The organism is Glycomyces amatae (assembly GCF_020991375.1).
In the GTDB taxonomy this organism is placed as follows: domain Bacteria; phylum Actinomycetota; class Actinomycetes; order Mycobacteriales; family Micromonosporaceae; genus Glycomyces; species Glycomyces amatae.
This window is the reverse complement of the sequence record NZ_JAJLQZ010000014.1, coordinates 129,429-145,393: the sequence shown is the minus strand read 5'-3', so window position 1 is coordinate 145,393 and position 15,965 is coordinate 129,429. Positions and strand designations below refer to the sequence as shown.

Annotated in this window: 7 protein-coding genes; 4 read left to right on the top strand and 3 right to left on the bottom strand. The window is 65.3% G+C overall.

Annotation, left to right across the window (positions count from 1 at the left end; genetic code table 11):
- Positions 1 to 179: 179 nt before the first annotated feature.
- Both LO763_RS20265 and LO763_RS20260 read right to left on the bottom strand, forming a co-directional pair.
- Positions 180 to 749, bottom strand: a complete 570-nt coding sequence (locus LO763_RS20265; RefSeq protein WP_230787990.1) for an effector-associated constant component EACC1 — start codon at positions 747 to 749, stop codon at positions 180 to 182.
- Positions 746 to 1,117, bottom strand: coding sequence for a helix-turn-helix domain-containing protein (locus LO763_RS20260; protein WP_230787987.1), 372 nt, complete (start codon positions 1,115 to 1,117; stop codon positions 746 to 748). Before LO763_RS20260 ends, LO763_RS20265 begins: the two co-directional genes overlap by 4 nt.
- Before the next feature lie 216 nt (positions 1,118 to 1,333).
- On the opposite strand from LO763_RS20260, the gene LO763_RS20255 reads away from it, so the two are divergent.
- The 4 genes from LO763_RS20255 to LO763_RS20240 all read left to right on the top strand — a co-directional run bounded on the left by LO763_RS20255 (position 1,334) and on the right by LO763_RS20240 (position 14,943).
- Complete coding sequence (locus LO763_RS20255; RefSeq protein WP_230787984.1) at positions 1,334 to 1,777, top strand: hypothetical protein; 444 nt, start codon at positions 1,334 to 1,336, stop codon at positions 1,775 to 1,777.
- Between the two features lie 607 nt (positions 1,778 to 2,384).
- Positions 2,385 to 8,345, top strand: a complete 5,961-nt coding sequence (locus tag LO763_RS20250; protein ID WP_230787982.1) for a LamG domain-containing protein — start codon at positions 2,385 to 2,387, stop codon at positions 8,343 to 8,345.
- A gap of 20 nt (positions 8,346 to 8,365) precedes the next feature.
- Positions 8,366 to 14,572, top strand: a complete 6,207-nt coding sequence (locus LO763_RS20245) for an RHS repeat-associated core domain-containing protein (protein ID WP_230787980.1) — start codon at positions 8,366 to 8,368, stop codon at positions 14,570 to 14,572.
- 68 nt (positions 14,573 to 14,640) lie between these two features.
- Complete coding sequence (locus tag LO763_RS20240) at positions 14,641 to 14,943, top strand: hypothetical protein (RefSeq protein WP_230787977.1); 303 nt, start codon at positions 14,641 to 14,643, stop codon at positions 14,941 to 14,943.
- 112 nt (positions 14,944 to 15,055) lie between these two features.
- Here the strand turns inward: LO763_RS20240 and LO763_RS20235 are convergent, their stop codons facing one another.
- Positions 15,056 to 15,829, bottom strand: a complete 774-nt coding sequence (locus tag LO763_RS20235) for a transposase family protein (RefSeq protein ID WP_230787975.1) — start codon at positions 15,827 to 15,829, stop codon at positions 15,056 to 15,058.
- Positions 15,830 to 15,965 lie beyond the last annotated feature (136 nt).

Genomic DNA, 15,965 nt, shown 5'->3' with positions numbered 1-15,965 from the left:
AGCGACCAGGACGCCCACGGTGAACACCAGCCCCAAGGCGATCAGCAATGACACTTTGACCGGCACCCGCTCACGGTACTGAGTGATGAAACGATGCATCCCTTCGGTCTAGCAAAGAAATGCGTTGGTTACAAGCTGAACCGCGGCCCATCCGTGGTCACCGTCCAAGTGATACTCCATCACTTGAGGGTCTTTCGCGGCGCGGTAATGACCACCTGTGGTTTAGACCGTCGATGCTGCAGCCACTGTGTGATTGAAACGGTCAGCGCTGCCAACGCAGCCACTGAGCCGACGGCAGCCAAGCTGGAATCTACGAAGGCTTCCGACCCTTGCCATGCCAGATATGCTGCACCCACCGCCACGCCCCCGCTCGAGACCATCGCCAGTGTGAGTATCCGATGTTGGTGCTGCCAAATGCTCGCTGCGATTGCCGCCCGACCGGTGTTGTTGCGTTGTTGTCGCGGCAATCGTGTCCGCAGGACCAGTACGACGTTCAGTTCGCGGGCCATCAACGGGAGCCGGACGACACGACTCAACGCGTACAGCAGTTGCGACAGGCCGCTGGGAGTATCACGCAGGTCCCCTTGCCACTCTTCGAGATAGCGCCCGGCGACCTGTTCGTCGCCCAGTCGAGCGGCGGTCCAGTGCAGGAGACGCTGGGCGATCCTTGGTGACCATTCGGCGAGGACCATGAGAGCGGCGGGGATGAGGATCGCGGTCGCGATGACGCCGAGCATTTTGAGGATCATCGGCCCCACGCTCCGCCCAGGCGTGTCATGATCAGTTGTGCGAGCCCTAGCCGTCCGGGTCGGCCGCCGGGTGCGGCGGCAGGCCTGCGGGAGGCGATGAGCGCTCGTGCGGCGTGCACCTGGTCGCCGTGTAGTTCGTAGAACCGGCGGCGTGGCCTACCAAGCCGTGTCTCTTCACTGTCTGGTTCCCACCGGCTGGTGGCCCATCCGTGGTTCTCCAGCCGCATGAGGATCAGCGCGATGCTGCCGCTGGAACGGTCGAGGATCTTGGCTATGCGAAGCCCGTACAGGTCCTGCTCATCGGACAGGAGGACTTCGAGGACGTCGAGTGTGGCCGGGGTGACCCGGAACGGCGGTTTCCCTGTCATGATCTAACTATAGCTAGCTTTAGATAACGATGGAGTCCGGAAACCGGAAGCCATCAGCTGCCGCCGGAGTCCATGGGCGGCGCCTGGATCCGCCCCTCACGCACACGAGTGCATAACCCCAGTTCAGGGACCGAACTGTAGTTGTACATGCCATCCAGCCGCGACAACATTGCGAGCGTCCCCACTCGACCTCACGCCGTGACAAGGACGCCACCGATGACCGCCACCCGCGAACACGTCACCGCCGCCGTCAATGCCGGAGCCGACGCGATCACCACCGGACTCAACCTCGATGAACGCGTCACCGACGTGAGCAACCTCGTCGTGAACGCCGCCTTCACCTCCTGGAGCACCCGGGAGGCGACCTTTGGCGACGTCGTCGCCGCCAACTACACCGACATGCCGGGTACCGTTCGCCGCTGGTGGGGTCGGCAACCGATCAGTCCGCTACTGCGCGTCGACACCAGTTGCGAAGAGGAACACTGCTGTTGGCCGCACCGGTTCTCGCCGTCGCCAAAGACCTTGCTGATCTCATTGGACCTGGCCTCAGTGCCACGGTCTGTGGTTTCGCCGGTAACCGCACGCTCGACCCCGGTTCCCTACGAGAGAAGACTGCGACCTTCCGTCTCGACGCCTCGCGGGCGGCCCCGCCGGACTTGAACGCCTTGCCGCTTTCCGGCCGACGGCCTTGCGCCCGACATCGTATACCTCGCCTGACTGCGCCGGAGCTGCTGCGTCGCAGTCAGGTGCGTCGGAATCCGCTTCGCCGGCCACCACGCTAAGCACGGCGACCTCGTCGAAGCCGCGAAGTATCGGACGATGGGGACGGTCTTGATGGGTGAAGTCATGAATTGGACTCGTTTGTGTGTCCCAAGTTCGGGATGATTATCAAACTGTTATCAAATCTTAAGTGTTGTCGACAAGTCGACATCCGGAGATTCGCGCTCCGTGGTGGATTCTGCTCTCCTGGCTGCGGATTTGATCACGGTTGCTTCAAGGTTTTCTCAGCAACCCTTGAGGAACTACGCCAACGAACGGCGAGCAATAGTCCATTTTGCGGCATCAGTGGGTGGCGGTCTGGTTGCGGATGGTTGACGCGGTCGGTGATGGTTCGTTAGCGTGACGCTCGGTCGCGCGCCGCCCCGTGTGCGTGACCAGCTTCCCCGGCTGCCTAACTGAATGCGAAATCCACATGTTCCATAGCCCCCGCGTTCTCCCCCTACCGCGTCAACACGATGCCCGTGGCTCGCGCTCGCGCCGTGCGGGAGTGTTCGTCCTGGTCGCTGCGACGGCGGCCTCGATCGCATTGTCGGGCAAAGCTGGCGCGGAGGAGATCTCCCCGGACGGGGTCGACTGCGCCGCGGTCGATGATCCGACGTTCGTGGTGGATTCCGAGGCCGCAGGCCTGGAGTTGGCCGCTCGCTGCGGTCGCGGTGTCGACGTGGATGCGCTGCGGCAGTCAACGGCGACGTTCACCGCCGAGGCCGACGGGACCATGACCGCCGAGGTGTACGCGACGCCGCAGTGGACCACTGATGCAACAACGGGTGCTTGGGTCGACATCAACCCGGAGCTGGTCGCCGGCGAGAATGGGATGATCAGTGCCGCAGCGGTGCCGGGGGAGCTGTCAGTGTCCCCGGGCGGGGACGGGCAGCCGTTGGCGAGCCTGACAACCGAAGCCGGCGGCACCCTCGACCTGTGGTGGCCCCAGCCTCTGCCTGAACCGGTCCTGGACGGGGCGCAGGCACGGTATGCAGCGGTGTTCGACGGGGTTGACCTGCTGGTCGAGGCGAGCGCGACTGGGTTCGCCTACCAACTGGAGGTCATGACGCCCGAGGCCGCCGCGAATCCGGAACTGGCTCGAATCGAGGTCGAGCTCGGCGGCACCCTTGAGGTCGCGCAAGACGCGGCGAGCGGGACGGTGACCGCGACCGACCCGTCCACGGGAGAAACCGCATTCGTTGCGGCGAATGCACTGATGTGGGACTCGTCCGTTCCGGCCTCGGCTGACATTCCCGCTGGAGGCCCCATACAGTCCTTCGCCGAGGCGCTGGCGGCGACGGACACCGGCTCGGACATCGACCCGGGTGACCCCGGTCGCGTCGAGGCGATGGAGGTCGCGCTCGAAGGGACGACGCTGGCGATCAGCCCTGACGCAGCATTGCTGGCGGACCCGGCGACCGTGTTCCCGGTCATCATCGACCCGTCCTTTGAGTCAGCGATCAACGCCTGGACAACCGTAGGCAGCGGCCAATACGCGGACTCGACGTGGTGGGATGACGCGGTCTGGCCCCGTTCGGGCGGTCTGCGGATGGGTTTCAACGGCTGGGTCGCCGCTGGTGAAGAGGGCTACGGGATCTGGCGGTCGATGATCCGCTTCGACGTCTCGAACCTCAACTACGCCTCGGTAAGCGCCGCGACCATGTCGCTGACGCTCAAGCACACCGGTGGCTGCGACGCCTACCCGCTGGAGTTGTGGCAGACGACGATCATTTCCAAGGGCGTCACGCCGACCTCGTGGAACTCCACTGCGGACTCCTGGCTCCACGGCGGCGCCCTTGACACGCAGACGGTGGCGAGCGCGAACGCGTCGGGCGGCTGCTCGGTGGCCCATCCGACCCGGGAAGTAACGTTCGCTTCCGAGGCTCTCACTGGTCATATTGATCGCCGTGCGCAGATCCCGTACGACTCGATCACTTTGGGACTGAAGGCGTCTGATGAGGCCAACCGGGAGCAGTGGGTCCGCGCGGACGTGGCGACCGCGCATCTGACGGTGACTTACCAGCCGACGATAGCGGTGCCGAACGACCTGATGGTCAACGGCACGAACTGTCTCGCACCTGAGGGGGCACGGGTCTCCGGGGCGCTGCCGACGTTCTCGGCCACACCGACCTCCAGCGACGGTGCCGCGAACGTGACCTTCTGGGTGCGGGATGCTACCGGGACCACGGTGGCCGAGCACACCAGCGCCACCACGGTCGCCTCCGGGACTCCGTACGAGTGGCAGATGGCGACCGCCCTCCCCGATGGCGCTTATGAGTTCCGGTCCCGCGCCAACACCACGGACGGGGTGACCGCGCGGTACACCACCTGGTGCTCGTTCGAGGTCGATGCCACCATCGATGCGCTGGAGCAGGTCTCGACGACATCACTGACGTGCCCGTACGATGTGGACGCCGGCGAGACGGTGGAGTCGTTCAGCGAAGGCGGCGCACTGCTGCTGGCTGAGGCATGCGGCGTCAGCGTCCCGGTGACCGGCCTGGCCGACTACGCGACCCAGGTGACCGCCGACCCGGCAGGGTTCCTCTCCGCCTCAGTGGAGACCGTGCCCGCTTGGGCGCCCGATGCCTCGGGTGAGTGGGTCGCGATCGACACCGGCTTCACCGAGAACGCCGACGGGACGATCACCACCGCCGCCGCAGTCTCAGACATCACCGTCTCACCCGGCGGTGAGGGCCCGTTCGTGTCCGCGACCGCCCCTGAGGGCGGTTCGGTGTCGTTGACGTGGCCGGGGACGCTGCCTGCTCCGGTGATCGAAGGCGACACCGCGACCTATGCCGAGGTACTGGCCGGAGTCGACTTGCAGGTGACCGCAAGCGTCGACGGATTCACCTACGCCCTGGTCGTCAAGAACGCCGAAGCCGCCGCCAACCCGGCGCTGGCGTCGATGAACATCGGCATCGACGCTGAGGGCCTGACCGTGACGCAGGACGAGGCAGGCGCGGTCGTTGCGACCGACAGTGCAGGAGAACCGCTGTTCACCGCGCCCGGCGCATACATGTGGGACGCCTCGCTCGACCCCGACAGCGAAACCGCTGCGGCCGAAGCGTTCACTGCGACCGCCGAAGACGAGGCCGTCAGCGACCTGGGCCCGGACGATGCGATGCCCGGCATGTACGCCGACGTCGACGTGGCCCTGGCCGACGGGACGCTCACGGTCACGCCGGACACAGCGATGCTTGCCGATCCGGAGGCGCAGTTCCCCATCACGATCGACCCGCCGTTCGTCGGCAAGCGCTTGGCGTGGGCGAACATCTTCGAGAGCCGACCGTCCTCGTCGTGGACGAACGACAAGGACTGGCCCCGCCAGGGCGGCATGCGCGTCGGATTGAACATCTGGGCTTCGTGTGCGCCTGACGCGTGCGGGTTGTGGCGCTCGGTGGTCCGGTTCGACATCGACAAACTCGACGGCAAAGACATCCTCTCGGCCAAGGTCGCGATGACCCAGACCCACTCGGGCGGGTGCGGTTCGGCGAACCTGGCCCTCTACGAGGTCAACCGGAAGCTCACCAACGGAACCACGTGGAACTCGATCACGACGGCTGATGACGAGCACCTGCAGACCAAGTCGGTGGCCTCGTCGAACTCGACGGGCTGCGCGACGAACTACCCCGACCGGGACGTGAACTTCGACGACAGCGAGATCAAGTCACGCCTGCAGACACGGGTGGGCGACCACCTGTCGTGGATGTCGTTCATGGTGCGGTCCTCGGATGAGGGCGACCCGTACGCGTGGCGGCGCATCGACATCAAATCCGTCGAACTCCAGGTCACCTACAACACCCGTGCCGGTGATCCGACAAGTCTGCAAACCAACCGTGAGACCTGCGAGACCGGCGGGTACGCGAGTTCGCCGTGGACCACGGAGGTCCAGCCGACGCTGTCGGGCATCCCGCATGACGCCGACGGAAAGGTCGGCGCCCGCATCGAGATCCGCAAGAAAGGCTCAAGCAGCAACGTCCGCACCTGGTCAACCAGCCGGAACCAGACCGACGGGAAGCGTCAGCCCTGGGTGGTCTCCCCGGCCCTGCCGTCCGGCGAATACCGGTGGCGGATGCAGTCGCTCGACAACTACGCGTCCGGACAAGACAACTACACCAACTACTGGTGCTACTTCCGGGTCGATACGACCGCGCCGGTCGCACCGACGGTGGAGCTGCAAAGCCCTGCTAACCCGCAGGCCGGGCAGGAGGTGACCTTCAAGGTGACCTCCCGAGACGCCCACTCCGGTCTCGCCCGCTTCTGGTACGGGAGGGACGCTGAAGCGCCGCAGGATGATGCGACCGCCGTCGACGGTTCGGCGACCATCACCGTGACCGCACCGGCTGAAGGCGGCCGGGTGTGGCTGTACGTGTGGGCCGAGGACACCGCAGGCAACCGTATGCGCTCACAGGTCGACTTCTACACGCCCAGGATCGTCGCGCCGGCGCCTGCGGCGGCCTGGCGGCTCGACGGCGACGGCTTCGACGACGCCTGGACCCTGGGCGACAACACCGACGATGAGTCGTCGACGAACCACGACCTGAACATGGGCCGCACCTCCGGGTGGGTCGACTCGGGGGCCGCCACCCCGCCAGGCCAAGCCATGCTGTTCGGCGGCTCGGACTGCGTCTCGACCGACGGGTCGGTGGTCCCGACGAATGCCCCGTACACCGTGGCCGCATGGGTCCGCACCGACACGAGCGACACGGGGATTCGCACGGTGCTCTCGCAGTCCGGTGCACACATGACCGGGTTCGCGCTGCGCTACCGTGGCGCCTCCCAGCAGTGGGACCTCATGCTCAACCCGACCGACGTTGCCGACACCAGCTCGGTCGTACGCGCCGCCTCGACCACCGCGCCGGTCCTGAACGAATGGACGCACCTGGCCGCTACGGTCGACCCCGGCTCGAAAGCTATCCAGCTGTGGGTGAACGGTGTCCTGGAGGCGACCAGAACCTTCACGCATGAGGCGTGGGATGCGGCCGGGCCGGTGAACATCGGCTGTAATGCCCGCACTGACACCGGATACCAGAACGGGCATTTCATCGGCGCGATCCAGCATGTCGGTATGTGGACCGGACTGCTCACCGACGCCCAGATCCAGCAGGTCAAAGCCGGGGACCTCCCGGCGGGCCTCGCCGGCGAATGGCTCATGCAAGGCAACGCCGACGACACCTCCATGCAGGCCAACCACCTGACTGTGCCGACGTCGGGAGCGACCTGGGTCGACGACCAGTGGGGACGCACCGCCTCGGCGATCGACCTGGACGGCACTTCGTGTGTCACCGCTGGGGAAGCTACGCAGAACCACGCCGACGCCTCGTTCTCGGTCGCGGCCTGGGCGAAAGTTGACGCGGTGACCGGCGCAGAGCAGCTGGTGCTCGGTGAAGGCGACGCCGCTCGAAGCAAGTTCAAACTTATGGTCAGTGCCACTGGCGCCTGGTCGTTCACCGTCAGCGTCCCTCATGGGACCGGTGCGATGTGGCAATCGGCCACGGACACTGCGGCGGTAGTACCAGGGACTTGGGTGCACTTGATCGGCGTCTACGACCTCGCCGCGAAGCAAGTGCTTCTCTACGTTGACGGCGCACTCGTCGCTACGGGGACGGCTACGGGGGCACCCGATCCCGGCTTCGGAAAAGTCAACATCGGCTGCGGAGGCAATGCTTCCGGCAGCGCGGCTGGAGGGCAGTTCACCGGAGCCATCTCGACCGTGCAGTTGTGGCGCGGCGCATTGGCTACCGGCCAGGTCGCCAACGTCTACGGCGGCAACCCCGCCGCGATCCGGCAGGGGGACTGGCGGTTCGATCGCAACCAGGGCACCGTCGACTCTGAGCAGGGCCACACGTTGACGGTGAACGGGATCCGCAACACCGACTACCGGTGGGGCCAGAACGTCTCCGGCTGTTTCACGTGCTCGCTCCAGCTCACCAGCGACAACGGCTGGGCCAAAACTGAGGACTCGGTGGTACGCACTGACGCCTCCTTCACCATCGCCGCCCGCGTCTGGGTTGACCCGAGGGAGACGGAGCCGCAGTGGCAGACGATCCTGTCGCAGGCCGGCAACGACCGGGTCGGGTTCAACCTGAACTCCCGCTACGACACGACCACCGGCAAGCGGCACTTCCAGTTCGCGATGCCCTCGGCCGACTCCACCGGCTCGGTCACCTGGCACCAGGTCGAATCGCCCGTCGCGGTGACGACCGGGACGTGGTACCACGTCGCCGTCGTTGTCGACATTCCCGCGAAGACGATGACGATGTACATCGACGGCGTCGCCTCCGCCACGGGCGTCGGCACCTCGACGCCCTGGAACGCCGCCGGGCCCCTGTATTTCGGTGCGCACGGACGGGTCAACGTCGCCCCGGTGCAGCCATTCCGGGGCCGGATCGACGACGTCCAAGTCTGGACCTCCACCGTTCATCCCGACCGCCTCGCCGACATGTCCCGCCCCAGCGGCAACTGACCACCTAGGAGTAATTCGCGATGACTGCTCCCCGGCCGTCCTTGGCCGCTGACGGCGCCTGGCTGCATTCCCTGCACCCGGACCTGCGGTTGATCACCCGTGCCACGATCGCGTTCACCGCGATCAGTGCCCTGGGCGCGGGCCTGCTCGCCGTGGCCCCGCTCATGCCCGACTACGGGTCGCCGACCTCGGAGATCAACGCTGACGACCCCGTCGCCGCCGAAGCGTGGGAACCGGGCGCGGCCGAGTGGACCGACCCGTCGGCCGACCAGCGGTGGAGCCCCGCCGACGGCGTCGACCAGATCGCCGCCTCGATCACGGTGGACGCGACTGGAGGCGCCGCCGCCGCGGTATTGGAGGACGCCGTCGCTGAGACGATCGGGGCCAGTGGATTCCTCCTCGCGGTCACCGACACCGGTGACGACAGTACCGTCACCGTCGACTACGGCGATGCCGAAGCGGCTTTCGGCCCTGGCTGGGACGCCCGCGCCGGGGTGCTGCGGCTGCCGGCGTGCGCGGTTACCACGCCGACGGCTGACAACTGCCTGGACGCCGAAGTTGTCGACGCTGACATTGATACCGAGTCCGACACCGTCACCGTCGACCTCGCCGAGGCCGCCTCAAGTGCGACGGTCAGTGTCGCCGCGCCGATGGTCCTCGCCGTGACCGCCACGACGGCGACCGACACCGCCGCGGGGGACTTCACCGCCACGAAGCTCGAATCGATCGGCTCCTGGGAGGCCGGGTCGAACACCGGCGCCTTCACATACTCGGTGCCGATCAGCCTCCCGCCAGCCGAAGGCCCGATCCCCGAGATCGCCCTCAACTACTCCTCTACCCTCCATGACGGGCGCACCTCGGGCAAGAACAACCAGGCCTCATGGGTCGGCGACGGCTGGACCTACGAACCGGGATATATCGAACGGACCTACACCGCCTGCTTTGACGACCTCGGGTCGGGCGCGAACAACGACGAAGACGACTACACCGCCGACCAATGCTGGGACGGCAAGTCCAACCACATCACCGTCTCCCTCAACGGCGTCAACGCCACCCTCCTCAAGGACGACGACTCCGGAACTTGGTATGTCGACTCCGGACAGAACTGGAAGATCGAGGCCCTCGGCGCCGCCGCGACCGCATCGGCGGCGACCAGCGAGTCGTGGACAATCACGACCGAGGACGGCAGCGTCTACACCTTCGGGTCGAGTGCAGCCTCAAGGTTGACCGTCCCGGTCTTCGGCAACCACTCCACCGAGCCGTGCCATGCGTCGGCGTTCAAGAACTCCGACTGCGCCCAGGCCTACCGGTGGCTGATCGACAAGGCCGTCGACACCTCCGACAACATGGCCCGCTACACCTACACGAAGCAGACCGGCGCCTACGGTGTCGCCGCTGACGAGGACAACCGCACCAGCTACGACCGCGCCGCCTACCTTTCCCGCATCGAATACGGGCTCCGCGCCGACGACACCAGTGTCGCCGCGACCGGCCGGATCAACTTCACCGTCACCGACCGGTGCGACTCTGGATGCTACGACTCGGCGAACAAGCCGGTCGAGACCGCCTGGCCCGAGACCCCGTGGGACCTCAACTGTGCCGCCGCGCCCTGCACCACCCAGCTCGCCCCCACCTTCTTCGACACCAAGCGGCTCACGGGCATCACTACGCAGGTCCGCACCGGCACCACCTGGAGGGACGTCGACGCCTGGACCCTCGATTATGAGTTCAAAACGTACGGGTCGGAGAACCAGGTCGTCCTGTGGCTCAAGTCGATCCAGCAGACCGGCAAGACCGGCACCGACATCACCCTGCCAAAGATCGAGTTCGGCGGCTACGCCCTCGAAAACCGCGTCGAAGCCGCCGACCGCATCCAACTGTGGCGGTGGCGGATGTCCTCGATCAAAACCGAGACCGGCGCGGTCATCTCCATCGGCTACTCCGAGCCCGACTGCGCGACTCTGCCGTCCAAGTCGAACAACGCCGAGCGGTGCTTCCCGGTCCTGTCCAAACCCCGCGGCCAGGCCGAGACCGTCGAGGACTGGTTCCACAAGTACGTCGTCACCGAAGTCACCCAGACCGACCCGATCACCCAGCAGCCGTCGGTGTCGACCTTCTACGACTACGCCACCACCGGCTCCAGCACCAACATGCTGTGGGCGTGGGACGATACGGCCCACACCCGCAAACCCGAGCGCACCTACAACCAGTGGCGCGGCTACGCCCAGGTCACCACCCGCCTCGGCGACCCGTCAGCCGGTGCACAAGAGGTCACCCGGTCCCGGTTCTACCGGGGACTGGACAACCAGCCGCTCACCGGCGGCGGGCAGCGGGACGTCACGCTCACCAGCGAGGACGGCACCACCGTCGTCGCCGACCATGAAGCGCTCTCCGGCGAGGTCTTCGAGGAACTCACCTACAACGGCAACCAGGTCCTCCAAGGTGCCCTCACCCGGTACTGGACCGCGAAGGCCGCGACGCAAGCCCATGACGGCGGCTCCTACGACGCCTGGCGCACCGGGACCTCCCGTGAGGACACCCGCCGGTGGCTCACCGGCACCACGTGGCAGCGCACCCGCACCGACACCACCTATGACAGCCTCGGCCGGCCCGAAACCGTCTCCAGCCACGGCGACACCGCCAAGAGCGGCGACGAGACCTGCCAACGCACCTGGTACACCGACTCGGTCGCCAACCATATCCTCAACCTGCCCTCGCGTGACGAAACCGTCGGCCACCTCTGCGACGGCACGACAAGCACGGCGGCTGACATTCTCAGCGCGAACCGCTACTACTACGACACGCACACGGGCCTCGACGACGACCCGACCGATGGCCTGCTGACCCGAACCGCGATCCTTGACACCTGGCCCGCGGGCGGGAGTGCCACTTTCGTCGACACCACCGTCAACATCTACGACGCGCTCGGCCGCGTCACCACGACCACCGATGCCGCCGGACGCGCCACCACGACCGCCTACGTCCCCTCCGGGGCCGGGCCGGTCACGCAGAAAACCACCACTAACAACGCCGGGCATGCCACGGTCACCACCCTTGATCCCGCTTGGGGCGTCGAGACCACGATCGTCGACCCCAACGGCCGCACCCGCGAGATCACCTACGACGCGCTCGGACGCACCGTCTCAGTCTGGGAAGCAGGCCGCACCCGATCGACCGAATCGGCCTCCCGGACGTTCACCTACACTGTCACCGACACCGGCCCCTCAACGGTGACCACGAAAGAACTGGGCGCCAACGACAACTACATCACCACCATCGAGCTGTACGACTCGCTGCTGCGCCCGCTCCAGACCCAGACCGACACCATCAACGACGACCGTCTCGTCTCAAGCAACCGCTACGACACCCACGGCCGCGTCGCCGAGACCCGCGGCCCCGACTACGTCACCGGCGCCCCCGCCACCACCCTCGCCGTTGTTGAAAGGGGCGCCTCCACCAACCGCGTCGAGACCGCCTTCGACGCCGCCGGACGCACCACCGTGCAAGCCCAATACCGCGGGCAAGAAGAACTATGGCGCACCACCACCGCCTACGGCGGCTCCACCGACGGCTACCAGATCACCGTCACCCCGCCCGACGGCGGCACGGCGATCGCCACCATCGAAGACGCCTTCGACCGGACCGCTGAAATCCGCACCTTCCACTCCGGCACCCCCACCGGCACCTTCGACACCCTCATCTACACCTACAGCCCCACGGGTAAGATCACCGAGGTCAGCGACGGCGTCGGCAACGAGTGGTCCTGGGAGTACGACCTGCAAGGCCGCACCACCGCCTCCACCCACCCCGACTCCGGCACCACTTTGGTCGACTATGCAACCGATGGGCAAATCAGCGCGATCACCGACGCCCGCGGCCAGGCCGTCCAGCTCGCCTACGACAACCTCGGACGGCTGACCGAACGCCGCGACAGCGCAGGGAAACTGCTCGCCTCCTGGACCTACGACACCGCCTACGACGGCATCGGGCAACTGGCGACCTCCACCCGCTACGTCGGCGACGACGCCTACACCGAGACCGTCACCTACTACGACGAAGGCGGCCGGGCCGGCGAATACGAGATCACCATCCCCGACGCCGAAGGCGCCCTCGCCGGCACCTACTACGTCTACCAGGCCTACCACGACAACGGTCAGATGTCGGCCCGCGGCTACGACGCCATGGGGTCCATCGGCACCCAGCAGCTGTACTACTACTACGACGACGTCGGCAACCAGACCTCGCTCCTGTCCGACATCAACGGCACCGCCGTGGCCGTCGTCGACGACGCCACCTACACCCCCTACGGCGAGATCCAGACCCGCCGCCTGAACTCCAGCTACAACAACAAGTTCGCCTACCAGGGCTACCAGTACGAGGAAACCACCCGCCGCCTTCAACGGTTTACTTTCGACCACCAGACCACCGCGCCCACCGTCGCCGACACTCGCTACACCTACGACGACGCCGGCAACATCCGCACCGTCGCCGACCTTCCTGCCGACAACCCCGAACGGTGGGAAACCCAATGCTTCACCTACGACGGCCAGCAGCGCCTCACCGAAGCCTGGTCTCAGGAAGGCGACAGCACCTGCGCGACCACCGTCGAGGCCACCGACCTCGGCGGCCCGGCGATGTACCACAACACCTATACCTACGATGCGGCTGGCAACCGCGCCACCGACTCGCTCCTCCTTCCCGGCCACAGCGGCGACACCCGCACCTACACCTACCCAGCGGCAGGCAGCTCGCAAGCGCACGCCCCCACCCAGGTCGCCTCTGACGACGGCACCAACAGTTTCTTCACTTACGACGCGGCCGGTAACCTGCTCTCCCGCGACATCGGCGGCACGATCGCCACCTTCGAATGGAGCGCCGAAGGCCACAACACCGCCATCAGCAAGGGTGGCCTGCAGACCCGCATGGTCTATGACACCGAGGGGCAGCGCATCGTCCGCGACGACGGTGACACCGCCACCCTCTACCTGCCCGAGACCGAGATCGTCTGGAACAAGCAGACCGACACCTTCGACACCACCCGCTACATCCAGCACGCTGGCGACACCATCGCCACCTGCAAAGGCACCTCGATGAGCCTGTGGCGGTTCATCGGCGCCGACCCCCACGGCACCGCCACCCACTCGGTCAACGCCGCTGCCCACTCCGGCGAGAACGTCCGCTACTTCGACCCCTTCGGGCTCACCCGAGGCGAACGCTCCGGCGAATGGTACGGTCAGCAAAGCTATGTCGGCGCCACCGCAGACCCCACCGGGCTCATGCAAATGGGTGCCCGCGCCTATGACCCGCTCTACGGCCGCTTCATCGAAGTCGACCCCCTCCTTGTTGCCAACGACAAGCAGCAGCTCACCGGGTATGTCTACGCTGCCAACAACCCCGTTACCCTCGCCGACCCCACCGGCTTGTTCTGGGGCATCGATGTCAACCCGTTTGATGAACCATTCGATCCCGTAGGTAATTTTCAGGATGCTGCCTCGTCCGTTTGGGAAACGACCAAAGAGTTCGGATCGAACCTGCTAGATGGTGAATACAACGCCGAAATCGGCGGCATCGTCGTCACTGCTTTGGTCATCGGCGGTTGTGCCGCCATTGGCATCGCAACAGCTGGGATCGGTGCCGCCGTCTGCGCGGTCGGAGCCGGAGCGCTTGGTGCCGCCTACACGTCAAATGCCAACGGCAACGACGCCGAGACCGTCGCACGAGACACCGTCATGGGCGGCCTTGCCGGGGGCATCGGCTACGGTACTGGTGCACTCGTCGAACGAGCGCTCGCAGGCAAGGCCGGCCAGGTCGCCGACGACCTCCTCCCAGACAACTCTGTACCGTCGTCCGGGGGAGGTACTTCCGGCTCCACATCAGGAAGATATTCGGGTGCTGGCGCGGTTTCGGGATATGGTAGTGGCGTTCGTTTGCGGACAGATTTGCTCATGAGAGAAGCAAGCTCAATCTTTACTCCGTCAGGGGGCTTGCGACGTTCCGTGATCAACGCGAGCCATATGATTATTAGTGGAGAAAGGCTCGGCAATAAGAATCTAATTGCGTACTTGACTCGCGATGGAAGTTCGATCTCCGACTGGGGTAAATTTGCGACTCCTCGTTTTAATTCGCCCTTTGGGCGCTTTGAGGTTCACTTCTATATGAACCGTCGAACCGGAAGGGTCATATATGACTATGATTACAAGGCAACTAATATTGTGTGGAGGAATTGATGAAAGTTCGGTTTCATAGAGAGATCGGCCCAGAGGGACAGGGGATGCAGGGCGCCCAGGATCTAATAATGGAGCAGGAGTATCACGTGTTGGAGCTCACTATCTCTTGCGAGAGTACCTATCTTAGGCTGCTGGTAGGCCCGAACTCAATGGGAGAAAGTTATTCGGCTCTATATCCTTCATGGGGTTTCGTAACTACTTCAGATTCAATCTCATTGAATTGGCGAATCAAGATAAATGACGAGTCATTGATTTTGATTGGCCCGGAGTCTTGGATGGCCGACGGGTTTTGGGAGAGATACTACGATGGGGAGCCCAAGGCTAGAAAAATTTTTGAGATAGAGTTGAATAAGATTCTTGATGGGCAATGAACATGGCTTGAGTTTTAGCACGACAGCTGTATTTCGTTGTGCTGCTTCTATTGTCGCTGGTAGCGAGATTGTCGGGCGCGGGTTTGGTGGCGGCGCCTCCAGTGAGCTTGTTTCAACTTGTTGAGCGTTCGTAGTCGTTGAGGACTTGGAGGGCTTTGGCGATGTGGGTGGCCCAGGCGGGGTCGCATCGGAGCTGGTCGAGGACCGCCCATTTCTTGAGCTGTGCGAACATTCGCTCGCCGGGCCCGCGAAGTCGGGCGTGGAGGCGGTTGTACTCCTTCTGCCACTCCGGCTTGCCTTTGCCCTTGAAGGGTGTGGCCACCAGGTCGTGGTCGAGTCCGTCGTAGCCTTTGTCGCCCAGGGCGAACAGGTCGTGCTCGCGCAGGAGCCTGGGGATTTGCCAGATTCTGGCGGCCTTGGTGTCGTGGATCGATCCGCGGATCGCACCGGAGATCCACAGCAGGTTCCCTCGTGCGTCGGCGATGGCCTGCAGGTTCATCCCGTGGCGCTTATGTTTCCCGGAGTAGTAGGGCCGGTCGATCTGGTTGCGGTCGATCCGGATCAGGGTGCCGTCGAGGATCACGAACGCCGAGCCGGAGTGCTTCGCGTGTTGTAGGGCGTCGTGGAGGCCCGGCGCGCGGGCGGCGAGGAGGCGAATGGTCTCGCGGGTGCGGCGCCAGGCGGTGGCCGCCGAGATGCCGAACCCTGCGGCCAGGTTCCGTAGCGGGGCGCCTTGGTGCAGGTAGGCGAGGGTGAGCAGGGCTTGGGCGCCGGGATCGAGGACCCGCCAGCGAGAGCCGATGGCTTTGCGGTGGGTGCGGATGAGGCCCGCCACGCGGTTGAGGGTCGAGGTCGACAAGGGCAGCGCGGCAGGGTAGAACAGCATGTGAGCTCCTGGTAGGCAACGGATTTCAGCACCTGCTGTTCTACCAGGGGCTCTCCTGCTACCTGGGGCCAGGATCTTCCAACTCGTCACGACACCTGTTGCACCGCAACAGGACTCAAGCAGATTGAAACAGGCT

Coding starts and splice junctions, on each gene's coding strand:
- LO763_RS20235 (WP_230787975.1), bottom strand. CDS start 15,829: ATGCTGTTCTACCCTGCCGCGCTGCCCTTGTCGACCTCGACCCTCAAC.
- LO763_RS20245 (WP_230787980.1), top strand. CDS start 8,366: ATGACTGCTCCCCGGCCGTCCTTGGCCGCTGACGGCGCCTGGCTGCAT.
- LO763_RS20265 (WP_230787990.1), bottom strand. CDS start 749: ATGATCCTCAAAATGCTCGGCGTCATCGCGACCGCGATCCTCATCCCC.
- LO763_RS20260 (WP_230787987.1), bottom strand. CDS start 1,117: ATGACAGGGAAACCGCCGTTCCGGGTCACCCCGGCCACACTCGACGTC.
- LO763_RS20240 (WP_230787977.1), top strand. CDS start 14,641: ATGGAGCAGGAGTATCACGTGTTGGAGCTCACTATCTCTTGCGAGAGT.
- LO763_RS20255 (WP_230787984.1), top strand. CDS start 1,334: ATGACCGCCACCCGCGAACACGTCACCGCCGCCGTCAATGCCGGAGCC.